Source organism: Roseateles sp. GW821-FHT09G09, from assembly GCF_059415965.1.
On record NZ_JBWKOG010000014.1, the window covers coordinates 38,497 to 53,206 of the forward strand.

The following is a 14,710-nucleotide window of genomic DNA, read 5'->3' on the forward strand; positions in this document are numbered from 1 at the left end:
GGTCCGACCCAGGTCGCGACGCGTCGGGACCTTGGTCCATGGGCGGACCGGATGCACGCTGTTACAGTGCCGCCCGATGACGCCATCGGCCCCGCCCAAGACCCCCCGGCGCCTGTCGCTGTCGCAGCAGTTCCTGCTGGTCAGTTTCCCGGTGCTGCTCGCGTCCACGCTGGTCATCGGATGGTGGGTGGGACGGCAGGTCGAGGAGAGCGTCGTCCACCGGATCGGCGGCGACACGGCGCTGTACGTGGACGGCTTCATCGCGCCGCACCTGGACGGCCTGAACCGCGGCGGCCAGATCGGCGACGCGGACCGCCGCGCGCTGGAGGCGCTGGTCGTCGACGCCGACTGGGCCCGGCGCATCGTGTCGCTGCGGATCTGGCGTCCCGACGGCGTCGTGCTGTTCAGCAGCGATGGCGAAGGCGTGGGCCGGACGCTCGAGGTCGACGAAGGCCTGGCGATCGCCGCGGCCGGCAGCGTCTATTCGGAGATCAGCATTCGGCGGGGCCGTCGGCAGACCGATCACGGGCAGCCGCTGGAACGGATGATCGAGACCTACACGCCGATCCACACCGCCGGGCGCGGGCACATCGGCGCGATCGCCGAGTTCTACCAGATGCCCGACGAGGTCGACCGCGAGGCGGGCAGCGCGCAACGGCGTGGTTGGCTGATCGTGGCGGGCACGATGCTGGCGACCTACCTGCTGCTGTTCCTGATCGTGCGTCGCGGCAGCCAGACCATCGTCAGGCAGCGCAACGAGCTGCGCGAGAAGCTGGCGCAGTTGACCGCGATGCATGCGCAGAACGACGCCCTGAACGCCCGCGTGCGGCGCGCGGCCGAGGAGGCGATCTCGATCAACGAGGCGCTGCTGCAGCGCGTCTCCGCCGATGTGCACGACGGCCCGAGCCAGGATCTCGGCTTCGCCCTGATGCAGATCAAGAACCTGCGCGACGGCCAGGCGGACGCGATGCGGGGCGCGGTGCCGGGCGTGCTGCCGGGCTCCGCGGCCGACACGGCATCAGGCGTCGTGAGCCCGCACGATCTGGACCGCATCAGCGACGCCGTGCAGGCCGCCATGCGCGACCTGCGGGCCATCTCGGCCGACCTGGAGCTGCCGGAACTGGCGCCGCTGACGCTGGGCGACGTCGCGGCGCGCGTGGTCCGCGACTTCGAGGCGAAGACGCGGGGCGCCGTGCCCGTGACGCTGGAGGCGGTCGTGGCGCCGGACCTGCCGGCGCCGTTGCGGATCAAGACGACCCTGTACCGGCTGCTGCAGGAATCGCTGGCCAACGTGTTCCGGCACGCGCGCGGCAGCCGGTGCCGCGTCGAGCTGCGCGGCGACGCCACCGGCATCCGGCTGGCCGTGGACGACGACGGCCCGGGCTTCGATCCCGCCGAGGCGCGCTCGCGGCGGCGGCTCGGCTTGAGCGGCATGCGCCAGCGCGTGGAGTCGCAGGGCGGGACCTTCGGCGTGACCAGCGCGCCGGGGCGGGGGACGCGCATCCGCGTGGACCTGCCGTCGACGGCGCGGGACGGCGCGGACGAGGACATGAACGGGAAGAGGACGGACGATGAGCGGTGACACGATCGAAGTGCTGGTGGTCGACGACCACCCGCTGTTCCGCCAGGGCGTGGTGCACTCGCTGACGATGGATCCGGCCTTCCGGGTCGTCGGGGAGACCGCGTCCGGCGAGCAGGCCCTGGCGCTCGCGCAGGCGCTGCTGCGGGACGCCGTGCTGCTGGACATCAGCATGCCCGGCTGGAACGGCATCACGACGGCCGGGCGCATCGCGATGGCCTGCCCGGCGACGGCGATCGTGATGCTGACGATGTCGGAGGACAAGGACAAGCTGCTGGCGGCGCTCAAGGCGGGCGCGCGGGGCTATGTGCTCAAGGGCGTCTCGGGCAAGGAACTGGCGGGCGTGTTGCGCGCGGCCGTGGCCGGCGAGGTGTACGTGTCGCCGACGATCGCCGCGGAGATGCTGGTGTCGCTGACGCAGCGCAAGGCGCCGGATCCGCTGCAGGAGCTGACCGAGCGGGAGCGCAGCATCCTGTCGCTGATCGGCGCCGGCAAGACCAACCGCGAGATCGGCGACGCGCTGTTCCTGTCGGAGAAGACGATCAAGCACCACGTGACCAACATCCTGCAGAAGCTGCAGGTGCGCAGCCGCGTGGAGGCGGCGCTGCTCGCGAGCCGGCACGGGGACGGGGATCGCGGCGACCGCCCCGATCGCATCGGCTGAGGAGCGCGCACGCGCCCCGTCGACCGAGATAGACTGGCCCGAACCGACGCGCCCTTGCGGGCGCGTCTTCATTCCCGCCTCCTTCTGTCATTCCTCCGAAAGGCCCCGCCATGAAATCCCGTGCCGCCGTCGCGTTCCAGGCTGGCCAGCCGCTGCAGATCGTCGAGATCGACGTCGAGCCGCCCCGCAAGGGCGAGGTGCTGGTGAAGATCACCCACACCGGCGTGTGCCACACGGACGCGTTCACGCTCAGCGGCGACGATCCGGAAGGCCTGTTCCCGGCCGTGCTCGGCCATGAGGGCGCGGGCATCGTCGTCGAGGTGGGCGAGGGCGTCACCAGTGTCAAGCCCGGCGACCACGTGATCCCGCTCTACACCGCCGAATGCGGTGAGTGCCTGTTCTGCAAGTCCGGCAAGACCAACCTGTGCGTGGCCGTGCGCGCCACGCAGGGCAAGGGCGTGATGCCGGACGGCACGACGCGCTTCTCCTACGAGGGCAAGCCGGTCTACCACTACATGGGCTGCTCGACCTTCAGCGAGTACACCGTCGTGGCCGAGGTGTCGCTGGCCAGGATCAGCCCGGATGCCAACCCCGAGCAGGTCTGCCTGCTGGGCTGCGGCGTGACCACCGGCCTGGGCGCGGTGAAGAACACCGCCAAGGTGCAGCCGGGGGACTCGGTGGCCGTGTTCGGGCTCGGCGGCATCGGCCTGGCGGTGATCCAGGGCGCGAAGCTGGCGCAGGCCGGCCGCATCATCGCGATCGACACCAACCCGTCGAAGTTCGAGCTGGCCAAGGTCTTCGGCGCCACCGACTTCGTCAACCCGAAGGACCACGACAAGCCGATCCAGCAGGTGATCGTCGAGATGACCGGCTGGGGCGTCGACCATTCCTTCGAATGCATCGGCAATGTCCATGTGATGCGCGCGGCGCTCGAGTGCGCGCATCGCGGCTGGGGCCAGTCCATCGTCATCGGCGTGGCGGGCTCGGGCCAGGAGATCTCGACGCGGCCGTTCCAGCTGGTGACGGGCCGCACCTGGAAGGGCACGGCCTTCGGCGGCGTCAAGGGCCGCTCGCAGCTGCCCGGCATGGTCGAGGAGGCGATGCGCGGCGACATCCAGCTGGCCCCGTTCGTGACCCACACGATGCCGCTGACCGGCATCAACGAGGCCTTCGACCTGATGCACGACGGCAAGTCGATCCGCTCGGTGGTGCACTTCTGAGACTGGGACTGGCAACGCGACCGACACTGGAACTGGAACTGGAACTGGGACTGGGACCGAGGCCGCCGCGGGAAGCGGCGGCGGTCCGCGGTCAGCGCGACTCGCGCCAGCCCAGCACCCGTGCCGGCAGGAACAGAATGGCCTTGAGCAGGGCGAAGACGGCTTCGACGCTCAGGCCGATCAGGCGGAACGGCAGCGTCAGCAGCCAGACGACCGGCCACATGACCAGCGCCAGCAGGGCCAGCGGCCAGCACAGCACGAACAGGACCAACCAGAACAGCAGGCCGACGAAGCCCATGGCGCACTCCTCGAGAAGACAGGGGACCGGAAGGTGGATCGACAGCACGACGAAGGCCGTGACCGGTCGACACGGCAGGGTGCAAGCTTAGTGGGCAGGCCGCGCGGTGGCGCCGGCCGCGCGACCGAACAGCGTTGGGGGCTCACAGACTGCACGTCGAGCGGATCCAGCGTCGATGGCTGTCCGCGGGTGGGAGGCCGGCATGCGCTGTGGGATAGTGGGCATCTCCGTGCAAAGCGCCCTGGGCGCCCCGCTGATGCCTCGAGATTCCGCCCCTTCCGCGCCTGGTGAGCTCCCCGCGAGCGGCCCGCCGGGACCGCACGGCCCGGGGCAAGGACTGGCCCCGCTGACGCTGGGCGCGCTGGGCATCGTGTTCGGCGACATCGGGACGAGCCCGCTGTACACGATGCGGGAGGTGCTCAACCCCGCCAACGGCGTGAGTCTGCAGCCCGCGGACATCATCGGCGCGGTCTCGGCCATCCTCTGGGCCTTGATGATCGTGGTGACGCTGAAGTACGTCGTGCTGATCCTGCGCGCGGACAACCGCGGCGAGGGCGGCATCATGGCGCTGACCGCGCTCGCGGTCCGGGCGGCGGGCGACACGCCGGCGCGGCGACGGATGCTGCTGCTGGTCGGCGTCTGCGGCGCGGCGCTGTTCTACGGCGACAGCGTCATCACGCCGGCGATCTCCGTCATGGGCGCGGTCGAGGGGCTGGAGATCGTCACGCCGGCCCTCAAGCCTTTCGTCCTGCCGATTTCCGTGGCGGTGCTGACGGGACTGTTCCTCATCCAGCGCCGCGGCTCGGCCGCCGTCGGCGTGATGTTCGGGCCGGTCATGCTGCTGTGGTTCAGCGTGCTCGGCGTCATCGGCGCGCTGCAGATCGCGCAGACCCCGGAGATCCTCCAGGCGCTCGATCCGCGGTTCGGCCTGGCCTTCCTCCAGGCGCGGGGGCCGGGCCTGTTCCTGGTCGTCGGCGCGCTCGTGCTGGCGCTGACGGGCGCGGAAGCGCTGTACGCGGACATGGGGCATTTCGGCCGCCGGCCGATCCGGCTGGCCTGGTCGGCGCTCGTACTGCCGACGCTCGCGCTGAACTATGCGGGGCAGGGCGCGCTGCTGCTGCGCGACCCGGGCGCGCTGGACAACCCATTCTTCCGGCTCTTCCCGTCCTCCTGGCTCATCCCCTGCGTGCTGCTGGCCACCTTCGCCTCGGTGATCGCGTCGCAGGCGGTGATCTCGGGGGCCTTCTCGCTGACGAAGGAGGCCATCCAGCTCGGCCTGCTGCCCCGGATGCGCGTGATCTACACCTCCGAGCAGGCGATGGGCCAGGTCTACCTGCCCGCGATCAACTGGACGCTGCTGGTCGCCGTGCTGCTGGCCGTGCTGGGCTTCGAGAGTTCCTCGGCGCTGGCCTCGGCCTATGGCATCGCCGTGACCATCACCATGCTGATCACGACGGTGCTGACCTTCTTCGTGGTCCGTCATGCTTGGCACTATCCGGCCCCGCTCGCGTGGGCCGCGACGGCGGGATTCCTGGTGGTGGACGCGCTGCTGGTGGTGTCCTGCTCGCTCAAGATCATGCAGGGCGGCTGGTTCCCGCTGGCGCTGGGGCTGGTGCTGTTCGCCGTGATGGCGACGTGGCGCCGGGGCAAGGAGCGCTTGCACGAACAGGTCGCGGGGGAGGACCTGCCCCTGCTCCCCTTCCTGGAGGCGTTGTCGCATGACGTCGAAGGTCCGCGGCCCGACCGGATCGCCGTCTATCCGGTCTCCAACCCGGAGGTCGTGCCGCCGGCGCTGCTGCACAACCTGAAGCACTACCAACTGCTGCACGCGCGCAACGTGATCGTCACCGTCCGCTTCGACGAAGTGCCCTTCGTGCCGGAGGATCAGCAGCTCAGCGTCGAACACCTGCGGCCGGGGTTCTGGCGCGTGGTGGTGCGCTACGGGTTCAAGGACGAGCCCAACCTGCCGGCGGCGCTGGGGCGCTGCGCGCGGCACGACCTGCAGTTCGACCCCTTCCTCGCGTCCTACTTCCTGAGCCGGCAGGTCGTGGTGGCGGGCGCGGGCCGGCAGACCTCCGGGATGGCGCGGTGGCGGCAGCAGCTGTTCATCGCCATGGCGCGCAATTCCAGCAGCGCCGCCGACTACTTCCGACTGCCCGACAACGGCGTCATCGAGCTGGGGTCGCGGGTCCAGTTGTAGCGCCGGGGTGGCGCGGGGCGCGGGTGTTCCTGCCCGCCTGCCTGAGGGTCAGCGCCCGACGCCACTGCTCGTCGTCGAGGCCCGTGTGCCGCATCAGTGTAAGGCGGGGTCAAGGGTTGCCTCCATCCCCCAGGAGGACCGTCGTCGCGACCCGTTCACACCCCCATCCGGACGAAACTTTCTCGCCGCCCTTTGACGCGCGGCAATGGGATTCCAGATAGAGACCGACCGATGGGGGAAGAGGGCCTGATTTCGATTCTGGAGTCGATCAGCGGTGGCAGAGTTGTTCTCCATGGCGGGCAGGGGCCCGCCGTTGATCGAGGAATGAATGATGCAGATGAATCCGTATGAGAGCGGCGCCGCTGAGCGCGCCGCGCGATCTGACCCGGAGCTGAGGGCTCGCGTGCAGGCCATCGAAACGGTCCTGCCGACGCTGGCCACGCACGTCCAGTTGGAGCAGCTCCGTGGAGAGATGAAGGAAGGCTTCGGCGCGGTGCGCATCGAAATGCAGACCATGCGCGCGGATCTCCAGGCCAGCATGGGCGAGTTGCGCGTCGACATGCATCGGACTGTCAACAACACGATGAAATGGTCGATCGGCGTGGCGATCAGTTGCGTCGGTCTCGTGATCACCGCCATGGCAACCGCCATGCCGATGTTCGTCAATCACGCGAGGTGATCCATGCAGACGAATCCCTTTGAGAACGGGGTGGTTGAGCGCGCCGCGCGGTCCGATCCGGAGTTGATCGCCCGGGTGCAGGCCATCGAGACGGTCCTGCCCACGCTGGCCACGCGGGCCCAGCTGGAGCAGCTCCGCGGCGAGATGAAGGAAGGCTTCGGCGCAGCCCGCGTCGAATTGAAGGAGGAGATCGGTGCCGTGCGCGCCGAGATGAAGGACGCCTTCGGTGCGCTGCGCACTGAAATGCACAAGATGCATGGCGATCTGCGCGGCGAGGTGCACCAGGCGGTCATCGGCAGCATCAAGTGGTCGATCGGCCTTGCGGTCAGCATGGCCACGCTGGCCGCCACACTCATTGCCGCGGTGGCGCCTGCCGTGACCGCGCACCTGCACGGGTAAATGTCCGTCACGCCGATGTCCCCAACGCCGTGGCCAGATGCGCCACGAACTGCCTCACCCGCGCGGTGCCCTGCACCCGCTGCGGGTACACCGCATAGATGTCGGCGTCGGGCGTCTCCCAGTCCGGCAGGACCTGGACCAGTCGCCCGGTCGCAAGGTAACGCGCGATGTCCCATTCCGCGCGCATCAGGATGCCCAGCCCGTCGAGCGCCCAGTTCACCGCGATCTCGCCGTCGTTGGTCGTCAGCGCGCCGCGCGTCTTCACCGCTTCCGTGAGCGTCTTGCGGCCGCGCTTGGACGTCAGCCGCCACAGCCCATACGCCTCCTCGCCTTGCCGGATGCCGATGCAGTCATGCCGCACCAGTTCCGTCGGCGTCTTCGGCGTGCCGTGCGCGCTCAGATAGGCCGGCGACGCGCACAGCAGGCGGCGGTTCGCCGCGATGCGTCGCGCGATGATCCGCGCGTCCGGCGGCGGGCCGAAGCGGATGCAGACGTCGAAGGCATCCTCGTGCAGCGGCGGCGGATTGACCGACAGCTGCAGCTGGACCTGCAGCTTCGGATGCTGACGCACGAAGCTGGAGATCAGCGGCGCGATGTGCGTCCGCCCGAAGCCCAGCGTCGCGTTCACGCGCAGCAGGCCGCTCGCCGTGCCGCCGCTCGCGCTCATCACCTCCTGCAGATCATCGATGGCCGCCAGGATCTTCCGTGCGTGCTCCAGGTAGAGCTCGCCCTCCTGCGTCAGGCTCATCCGGCGCGTGGTCCGGCTCAGCAGGGCCGTGTCCAGCCGGTTCTCCATCTGCGTCAGGTGCTTGCTGACGGCCGCCGTCGTGATGCCCAGCTCGCGCGCCGCGGCGCTCAGGCTGCCGGCGCCGCACAGTGTCGAGAAGAAGCCCAGGTCGGCGGGCGCGATCGCCGACGCCTTCACGATGCCGGCGGCCGGCGAGGTCTTGGAAGCCATGAGGAAACCCTGCCGATGGTGGAGTGCGGACTGTTGAATCCAGGTTGAAGACGGATTGACTTTAGCCGCGATCCGAAGGGCAGGGCGCTCCTAGAGTCGGGCCAGGTTATTGACGACATCACCTGGAGACAGACCCCCATGAAGACCTATCGCATCGCCACCATTCCCGGTGACGGCATCGGCAAGGAAGTGATCCCCGCGGGACGTGAGGTCCTCGAGGCGCTGGCCGCGACGAACGACCGCTTCTGCTTCGAGTTCGAGGACTTCGGCTGGGGCGGCGACTGGTACCGCGCGCACGGCGAGATGATGCCGGCCGACGGACTCGACGCGCTGCGCGACAAGGACGCGATCCTGTTCGGTTCCGCCGGCGATCCCGACATCCCCGACCACATCACGCTGTGGGGCCTGCGGCTGAAGATCTGCCAGGGCTTCGACCAGTACGCCAACGTGCGCCCGACCCGCGTGCTGCCCGGCATCGACGCGCCGCTCAAGCGCTGCGGCCCGAAGGACCTGGACTGGGTCATCGTGCGTGAGAACTCGGAGGGTGAATACGCCGGCGTCGGCGGCCGCGTCCACCAGGGCCACCCGATCGAGGCGGCCACCGACGTGTCCATCATGACCCGCACCGGCGTCGAGCGGATCATGCGCTACGCGTTCAAGCTGGCGCAGTCGCGGCCCCGCAAGCTGCTGACGGTGATCACCAAGAGCAACGCGCAGCGCCATGCGATGGTGATGTGGGACGAGATCGCCGCGCAGGTCGCGGCGGACTTCCCCGATGTCACCTGGGGGAAGGAACTCGTCGACGCCGCGACCGCCCGCATGGTCAACAAGCCGGCGACGCTGGACACCATCGTCGCGACCAACCTGCACGCGGACATCCTGAGCGACCTGGCGGCCGCGCTCGCCGGCAGCCTGGGCATCGCGCCGACGGGCAACATCGATCCGGAACGCCGTTATCCGTCGATGTTCGAGCCGATCCACGGGTCGGCCTTCGACATCATGGGGCAGGGGCTGGCGAATCCCGTCGGCACCTTCTGGTCCGCGGTGATGCTGCTGGAGCACCTGGGCGAGCACGAGGCCGCGGCGCGACTCATGCGCGCCATCGAGGCCGTGACGGCGAACCCGTCCTTGCACACCGGTGACCTCGGCGGCAAGGCGAAGACGACCGACGTCACCGCCGCCGTCGTCGCCGCCCTGTGCCAACCCGGCTGACCTTCCTTACTTCCACGGCCGCTGGCCCTCACCCCTGGCCCTCTCCCGCAAGCGGGAGAGGGAGTCCGACCGGGGCTCTTCTGACCCCCTCTCCCGCTTGCGAGAGAGGGAGTCCGACCGGGGCCCTTCTTACCCCCTCTCCCGCTTGCGGGAGAGGGGGGGTGAGGGCTGCGGTCTCGCGCAGTACCACCCCTCGAATGGCCGTCAGAGCCATCGACCAGGAGACAACCATGACCCACGTTCCGTCCTTTCCCCGCCGCCGCGCGCTGATCGCCGCCTCGGCGATCGCCGCGACCGCCGTCGCTTTCGGCACCGCGACGCCCGTCTTCGCGCAGGCCTGGCCCGCCAAACCGATCACCCTGATCGTCCCGTTCCCCGCCGGCGGCACCACCGACGTCCTCGCACGCGCGCTGGCCGAGAAGCTCCAGCAGAGCCTGGGCCAGCCGGTGATCGTCGAGAGCCGCCCCGGCGCCGGCGCGACGCTGGGCGCGGACTACGTCGCCAAGTCCAAGCCCGACGGCTACACGCTGCTGATCGGCGCGGTCCACCACACGATCGCGAGCAGCGTCTACAAGAAGCTGCCCTACGACTTCCAGAAGGACTTCGTGCCGATCACCGGCATCGCGCTGGTGCCCAACGTGCTGGTCGTCAACGCCAACCAGACCTCGGCGAAGACGGTGCAGGAACTGGTCGCCCAGCTCAAGGCCAGACCCGGCGAGTGGACCTACGGCTCCAACGGCAACGGCACCGCGCAGCACCTGATCGGCACGCAGTTCCAGAACCTCACCGGCACGACGCTGCTGCACGTGCCCTACAAGGGCAGCGGGCCGCTGGCGACGGACCTGCTCGGCGGACAGATCCAGATGTCCTTCGACACCGTCACGCCGGTGCTGCCGCACATCAAGGCCGGCAAGCTGCGCGCGCTCGCGGTGACCACGGCCAGGCGCTCCAGCGCGCTGCCCGACGTGCCCACGCTCGACGAGGCCGGGCTGAAGGGTTTCGACATCGGCACCTGGTTCGGCGTGCTCGCGCCCGCGGCCACGCCCAAGGACATCGTCGTCAAGCTGAACACCGAAATGGTCAAGGTCCTGCAGGCGCCGGAGTTCCGCAAGCGCATGGAGGAGATCGGCGCCGAGACCACCGGCGGCACCAGCGAGCAACTGGCGTCCCAGATCCGCAACGAGACGGGCAGGTTCGCGAAGCTGGTCAAGGCCGCCAACGTCCAGATCGAGTGACCCGCCGCGAATGAGCTTGAAGGAATGACCTTCAAGGAATGACACGCCGGCGAGGAGGCAAGGAGGCAAGGGCACTGAAACGCAAGAATGGGGGAGGCGCCACTGGCGAACATCCCGGGCCGGTTGTCGACTGACAGGGTCTCCCAGCTCGTGGTCCCGCCATGATCGATCCGTCGACAAGCGCCAGACGCTTCAGCCAACTCATCGCCGCGCTGTCGCGGCGCACCGCCACTCCGCTCGAGGCCCGCGACGGGCTGCTCGTCCTCGTCGATGCCGGGGAGACCGTCCAATTGGTCGTCGAGTTGTCGGACGCCGGAGACGGCGTGGCCATCGTCGCGCGGGTGATGCCCGTCCCCCAGGAGGACGCCGGCGGCACGCTGGCCCTGCGGCTGCTGCGCTTCAATGCCGACCGGGCGGCGCTGGACGGCGCCGTGATCGCGGCGGACGGGCAGCGACGCCAGTTCGTGCTGATCCGCGAGCTCCCGCTCGACGAGGAGGCAGAGGCGCTGGCGGGCCGCATCGAGGCCCTGATGGACCTGGCGGCGATCGTGCGGTTCGACGCCCTCGGCGAGCGGTCGCCGGGCGCCGGCACCGCCGCGCTGCTGCTGCGCGCCAGCCGGAGCGTGCGGTGAGCATCGGCATGACCACTGTCGCCTCCTCCTCCGCGGCGATCGCCTCGTGCAGTCTCGACGCGACATCGCCGGAACCCAAGCCGGCAACGAGGCCAACATCGACCCCCTCGTCGTCTTCCGCAGGCTCGCGGATGAGCGGATGGCGGCAGGCCGACGAATCGGATGCGGGGGCCAAGGCCCTCGGTCGTCGAGGGGCCTTGCGCAGGCCCGAAGGGCGATCGTCGAGAGCCGCCGGGACGCAGTTCACGTCGGCCAAGTCGCCCGCGCCGACCACGCTGACCACGTCGACCGCAGTCCCTCTGAAGGCGCTCACCCAGACGCCGAAGACCAAGGCCGCGCACTACGAGCAACGCGACATGCCGATCGACGCCCCGTCGCTGAATTGCCTGCGCGACAACGCCCTGTTGGCGAGTTACCCCTATCACCGCGACCAGATGGCGCTTCCCTTGGGCTGGGCCCCGGCGGGCGAACTGGCCAACCAGGTCCGCAGGGAATTGACACTGACGAACCACGGGGTCGACGCCCGACCCGGCGCGATCGTCGATCGCGGCAGCGGACTGACGGCGGTGCTGCTGCGCGGCCATGGGACGAACGAAGTCGTGGTGGTGTTCGGCGGCACCACCTCGGGCAGGAAGACGGGCGCCACCTTGGCCGAACGCTCCAGGCCGGGCCGGAACTTCATGTCGACGCTGTCGCAGTGGGGGGCCAATCTCTGTGCCGGTCTCGGCGGCACGCCGAAGAGCTATCGCCAGGCAGACGCCCTGCTGGCTGCCGTGCAGCGTCGCCTGGCGACGGATCCTGCGTGGGCCGGACACACGCTGCGCGTGGTCGGCCATTCCAAGGGCGGCGGGGAAGCGATGTACGCCGCGTTGAAGGCAACGACGCCGGTCCCGGTCACCGCGTTCTGCCCGGCGCATCTGAGCGACCGGCTGATCAGGCAGTTGCCGGAGAAGCACCTTGCACGCGCCAGGGAACTCGTCCGCAGCTTCTCGCCAAAGGGCGATCCCGTGGCGGGCATGCGCGGCATCCTTCCGGGCATGCACGGTGTGGGCATCGGCCACCACTTCGACGGCATCCCGGGGAGCAGCGCCATGAACCTCCACGATCAGTTCCACCAGCATGTGCTCCATCACCACCAGTGCGCCAAGGCCATCGAGGATCGTGCATGAACGTGCATGAATGATTGAAAACATGCACAATCGCGCCTCAGCTTCCTGGGACGCCATGTCGCACCTCGATCTCCCTCATGCTCGCCGCGGCCTCATCGCGGCACGGCTGGCCAGCGGTCAGGCCGTGGTGGCGGCGGATCTGGCCGCGGAGTTCGCACTGTCCGAAGACGCCATCCGTCGCGACCTCCGCGCGCTGGCGGCGGACGGCCTGTGCCGCCGCGTCTACGGCGGCGCGGTGCCGATCGCGGCCAACGACCGGCCCCTGGCCGCGCGGATGAAGGAGGCGCCGGATCGCAAGTCCGCCCTCGCGCGGGCCGGCGCGGCCACGGTCCGGCCGGGCGAACTGGTGTTCCTCGACACCGGCAGCACCAACCTCGCGCTGGTCGAGTTCCTGCCCGAGGACGCGGACCTGACCGTGGCGACCAACGCCGTCGACGTCGCCGCGGCGGTGCTGCGGCGCCAGGACCTGCGGCTGCTGATGATCGGCGGCGAGGTCGATCCGCACCTGGGCGGTTGCGTCGACGCGGCCGCGGTGGACAGCCTGTCGCGCCTGCGCATAGCCCGCGGCTTCGTGGGCGTGTGCGCGCTGTCGATGAGCGACGGCGTGCTGACGACCCATTTCCGCGAGGCCGCCTTCAAGCGCAGCCTGATCGAGCGCAGCCGCCACGTCGTCGGTCTGATCACCCGCGACAAGCTGCAGGCCGATGCCGCCCATCGTGTCGCGGGCCTCGAGGCGCTGCACACCATCGTCATCGAGCGCGATGTCGGCGCCAGCGTGATGAAGGCGCTGCGCCGGAGCGGGGCCGAGGTCGTCCCGGTCGATCCGGCGGGATGAAGCCTTGGACGACGGCCGGCCCTTCCAGGAGCACGCCGCAGACCGGCCGGAGACGCGTGTGGCCGTGCGTCTACCCGTGCGTCTGGCCGTGCATCTGACCGTCATGGTGGCCGTCATGGTGGCCGTCATGGTGACCAGTGGCGGGATCACCTGCGTCGCGGCGCTGATGCCGAGCCTGGCGCATCGCGTGGGACTGGATCTGCCGGAGCTGCTCGGTACCGCGCTGGCGTTGCTGGCGGGAACGGGGGCGGGCTGCGTGTTCGGCGTCTGCGCCGGTGTTCTGCAGGGCGCGGTGCGGGCGAGCGCGCGCGAGCTCGAGTCAGCGGGTCCTCCGCCCTGGAGACCCGGCATGGCGGCGACCTGCGGCCTCGCGGGCGCGGGTGGCGTGCTGGTGACGACGCTGCTGCTGGCCGTGGGCTTCGAGCCGCCGCTGGCGGCCGCGCTGGTCGTCGCGCCGATGGCGGTCGCCGTCGTGGTGGCGTGGCCCTATGTGCGGGAGGCGCCGGCACGGGGGCGCTGAACACGACCTCAAGGACTTGGCGGCGGTGTTTAGCGGAGACCCCTAAACACTTGGGAAACTTGCGCGCCTTCGTTGACCCCTGAAAAGGGCCCTTCAAGAATCGCCGCATCCCCATGAGCAGCATCACCATCCGCGATATCGCCAAGGCCGCCGGCCTGTCCATCGGCACCGTGTCTCGCGGCCTGCGCAACCAGTCCGGCCTGTCGGAAGAGACCCGCCAGGTCGTGCGCGACACCGCCCTGCGCCTGGGCTACGACTTCACGCAGCTCCGCAAGAACCGGATCCGTCGCATCGGCTTCCTGCTGCACAGCCAGCACAACACGCTCGCGTCCAGCCCGTTCTTCTCCGCCGTGCTGCACGGCGCCGAGCAGGTCTGCCGGCGCGAAGGGCTCTCGCTGTCCTTCATCGTCGCGGGCCCGGGCCAGCCCATCGTGGAGCAGACCCGCGGGCATCAGCTGGACGCCTTCCTGTGCGTCGGCTACTTCGAGCCGGAAGTCCTCGACACGCTCAAGCGCAGCGGCAAGCCGACCGTGCTCGTGGACATGCATCGCCGCGGGATGACCTCGGTCAACCCGGACCATCAGCACGGCAGCTTCCTCGCGACCAGCCACCTGCTGCGCAGCGGGCGGCGGACGATCGGGCTGATCTCGGGATCGCCGGCGCATTACAGCCTGGAGCAGCGCGCCCGCGGCTACCGGCGCGCGCTGTTCGAGGCGCAGGTCCAGGCCGATCCGGACCTCGAGGTGATCGCGCCGCAGCTCGGCGACGGCGAGGCCGGCGTCATCGCCGCGATGCACGTGCTGCTGGCGCGCCGCAAGCGGCCCGATGCGGTCGTCTGCTTCAACGACAGCGCGGCGCTGGTCGCCATGCGCCAGTGCCTGAACGACGGCCTGCGCATCCCCGAGGACATCGCCGTGGTCGGCTTCGACGACATCGGCGGCGCCTCCGTCGCCCATCCGCCGCTGAGCACGGTCCGCGTGGACAAGGAGTCGCTCGGCGCCAAGGGCGTGGACTTGCTGCTGGCCACGCCGGCGGACGAGCCCCTTGAACTGACGCTGCCGGTCGAGCTGATCGTGCGCGACAGCTCCAGCAGCAACGACTGACCCCACT

15 protein-coding genes are annotated in these 14,710 nt (G+C 69.8%); 13 read left to right on the plus strand and 2 right to left on the minus strand.

The features are described 5' to 3' along the window. Nucleotides 1–76 precede the first annotated feature (76 nt). The 3 genes from AC07O8_RS26245 to AC07O8_RS26255 all read left to right on the plus strand — a co-directional run bounded on the left by AC07O8_RS26245 (nt 77) and on the right by AC07O8_RS26255 (nt 3,463). Nucleotides 77–1,582, plus strand: coding sequence for a sensor histidine kinase (locus AC07O8_RS26245; protein WP_495050871.1), 1,506 nt, complete (start codon nt 77–79; stop codon nt 1,580–1,582). Then, a complete protein-coding gene (locus tag AC07O8_RS26250) occupies nt 1,572–2,243 on the plus strand; it encodes a response regulator (RefSeq protein WP_495050872.1) in 672 nt (223 codons plus the stop codon). Before AC07O8_RS26245 ends, AC07O8_RS26250 begins: the two co-directional genes overlap by 11 nt. 110 nt (nt 2,244–2,353) lie before the next feature. After that, nucleotides 2,354–3,463 carry an S-(hydroxymethyl)glutathione dehydrogenase/class III alcohol dehydrogenase gene (locus AC07O8_RS26255; RefSeq protein ID WP_495050873.1) on the plus strand — a complete coding sequence of 370 codons (1,110 nt, stop codon included), beginning with the start codon at nt 2,354–2,356 and terminating at the stop codon, nt 3,461–3,463. Between the two features lie 91 nt (nt 3,464–3,554). Here the strand turns inward: AC07O8_RS26255 and AC07O8_RS26260 are convergent, their stop codons facing one another. Then, entirely contained in the window at nt 3,555–3,761 is a 207-nt protein-coding gene (locus AC07O8_RS26260) for a hypothetical protein (protein WP_495050874.1), read from the minus strand. Between the two features lie 256 nt (nt 3,762–4,017). Between AC07O8_RS26260 and AC07O8_RS26265 the strand changes: the two genes are divergently transcribed. The 3 genes from AC07O8_RS26265 (at nt 4,018) to AC07O8_RS26275 (ending at nt 7,039) form a co-directional block, all read left to right on the plus strand. Beyond that, the gene (locus AC07O8_RS26265; RefSeq protein WP_495050875.1) at nt 4,018–5,961 is read left to right on the plus strand and encodes a potassium transporter Kup; all 1,944 of its coding nucleotides are present in this window, start codon (nt 4,018–4,020) and stop codon (nt 5,959–5,961) included. 331 nt (nt 5,962–6,292) lie between these two features. Then, a complete protein-coding gene (locus tag AC07O8_RS26270) occupies nt 6,293–6,640 on the plus strand; it encodes a hypothetical protein (RefSeq protein ID WP_495050876.1) in 348 nt (115 codons plus the stop codon). A gap of 3 nt (nt 6,641–6,643) precedes the next feature. Beyond that, nucleotides 6,644–7,039 (plus strand): hypothetical protein, encoded by a 396-nt coding sequence (locus AC07O8_RS26275; RefSeq protein WP_495050877.1) that lies wholly within the window; start codon nt 6,644–6,646, stop codon nt 7,037–7,039. A 7-nt stretch (nt 7,040–7,046) separates the two neighbouring features. On the opposite strand, the gene AC07O8_RS26280 is transcribed toward AC07O8_RS26275, so the two are convergent. Next, nucleotides 7,047–7,997 (minus strand): LysR substrate-binding domain-containing protein, encoded by a 951-nt coding sequence (locus tag AC07O8_RS26280; protein WP_495050878.1) that lies wholly within the window; start codon nt 7,995–7,997, stop codon nt 7,047–7,049. A gap of 138 nt (nt 7,998–8,135) precedes the next feature. Here AC07O8_RS26280 and AC07O8_RS26285 point away from each other — a divergent pair, with 138 nt between their 5' ends. The 7 genes from AC07O8_RS26285 (at nt 8,136) to AC07O8_RS26315 (ending at nt 14,703) form a co-directional block, all read left to right on the plus strand. Further along, nucleotides 8,136–9,209 (plus strand): tartrate dehydrogenase, encoded by a 1,074-nt coding sequence (locus tag AC07O8_RS26285; RefSeq protein WP_495050879.1) that lies wholly within the window; start codon nt 8,136–8,138, stop codon nt 9,207–9,209. Between the two features lie 230 nt (nt 9,210–9,439). After that, nucleotides 9,440–10,444 carry a Bug family tripartite tricarboxylate transporter substrate binding protein gene (locus tag AC07O8_RS26290; RefSeq protein ID WP_495050880.1) on the plus strand — a complete coding sequence of 335 codons (1,005 nt, stop codon included), beginning with the start codon at nt 9,440–9,442 and terminating at the stop codon, nt 10,442–10,444. A gap of 161 nt (nt 10,445–10,605) precedes the next feature. Then, entirely contained in the window at nt 10,606–11,076 is a 471-nt protein-coding gene (locus AC07O8_RS26295) for a CesT family type III secretion system chaperone (RefSeq protein ID WP_495050881.1), read from the plus strand. A gap of 356 nt (nt 11,077–11,432) precedes the next feature. Beyond that, entirely contained in the window at nt 11,433–12,245 is an 813-nt protein-coding gene (locus AC07O8_RS26300; RefSeq protein WP_495050882.1) for a Tle-like phospholipase domain-containing protein, read from the plus strand. A gap of 22 nt (nt 12,246–12,267) precedes the next feature. Then, entirely contained in the window at nt 12,268–13,080 is an 813-nt protein-coding gene (locus AC07O8_RS26305; RefSeq protein ID WP_495050883.1) for a DeoR/GlpR family DNA-binding transcription regulator, read from the plus strand. A gap of 4 nt (nt 13,081–13,084) precedes the next feature. Continuing rightward, nucleotides 13,085–13,600 (plus strand): hypothetical protein, encoded by a 516-nt coding sequence (locus AC07O8_RS26310; RefSeq protein ID WP_495050884.1) that lies wholly within the window; start codon nt 13,085–13,087, stop codon nt 13,598–13,600. A gap of 113 nt (nt 13,601–13,713) precedes the next feature. Then, the gene (locus AC07O8_RS26315; protein WP_495050885.1) at nt 13,714–14,703 is read left to right on the plus strand and encodes a LacI family DNA-binding transcriptional regulator; all 990 of its coding nucleotides are present in this window, start codon (nt 13,714–13,716) and stop codon (nt 14,701–14,703) included. Nucleotides 14,704–14,710 lie beyond the last annotated feature (7 nt).

Excerpts from the sequence above, each read along its gene's own strand:
- AC07O8_RS26245 (WP_495050871.1), top strand. The coding sequence starts at position 77 with ATGACGCCATCGGCCCCGCCCAAGACCCCCCGGCGCCTGTCGCTGTCG.
- AC07O8_RS26250 (WP_495050872.1), top strand. The coding sequence starts at position 1,572 with ATGAGCGGTGACACGATCGAAGTGCTGGTGGTCGACGACCACCCGCTG.
- AC07O8_RS26255 (WP_495050873.1), top strand. The coding sequence starts at position 2,354 with ATGAAATCCCGTGCCGCCGTCGCGTTCCAGGCTGGCCAGCCGCTGCAG.
- AC07O8_RS26260 (WP_495050874.1), bottom strand. The coding sequence starts at position 3,761 with ATGGGCTTCGTCGGCCTGCTGTTCTGGTTGGTCCTGTTCGTGCTGTGC.
- AC07O8_RS26265 (WP_495050875.1), top strand. The coding sequence starts at position 4,018 with ATGCCTCGAGATTCCGCCCCTTCCGCGCCTGGTGAGCTCCCCGCGAGC.
- AC07O8_RS26270 (WP_495050876.1), top strand. The coding sequence starts at position 6,293 with ATGCAGATGAATCCGTATGAGAGCGGCGCCGCTGAGCGCGCCGCGCGA.
- AC07O8_RS26275 (WP_495050877.1), top strand. The coding sequence starts at position 6,644 with ATGCAGACGAATCCCTTTGAGAACGGGGTGGTTGAGCGCGCCGCGCGG.
- AC07O8_RS26280 (WP_495050878.1), bottom strand. The coding sequence starts at position 7,997 with ATGGCTTCCAAGACCTCGCCGGCCGCCGGCATCGTGAAGGCGTCGGCG.
- AC07O8_RS26285 (WP_495050879.1), top strand. The coding sequence starts at position 8,136 with ATGAAGACCTATCGCATCGCCACCATTCCCGGTGACGGCATCGGCAAG.
- AC07O8_RS26290 (WP_495050880.1), top strand. The coding sequence starts at position 9,440 with ATGACCCACGTTCCGTCCTTTCCCCGCCGCCGCGCGCTGATCGCCGCC.
- AC07O8_RS26295 (WP_495050881.1), top strand. The coding sequence starts at position 10,606 with ATGATCGATCCGTCGACAAGCGCCAGACGCTTCAGCCAACTCATCGCC.
- AC07O8_RS26300 (WP_495050882.1), top strand. The coding sequence starts at position 11,433 with ATGCCGATCGACGCCCCGTCGCTGAATTGCCTGCGCGACAACGCCCTG.
- AC07O8_RS26305 (WP_495050883.1), top strand. The coding sequence starts at position 12,268 with ATGCACAATCGCGCCTCAGCTTCCTGGGACGCCATGTCGCACCTCGAT.
- AC07O8_RS26315 (WP_495050885.1), top strand. The coding sequence starts at position 13,714 with ATGAGCAGCATCACCATCCGCGATATCGCCAAGGCCGCCGGCCTGTCC.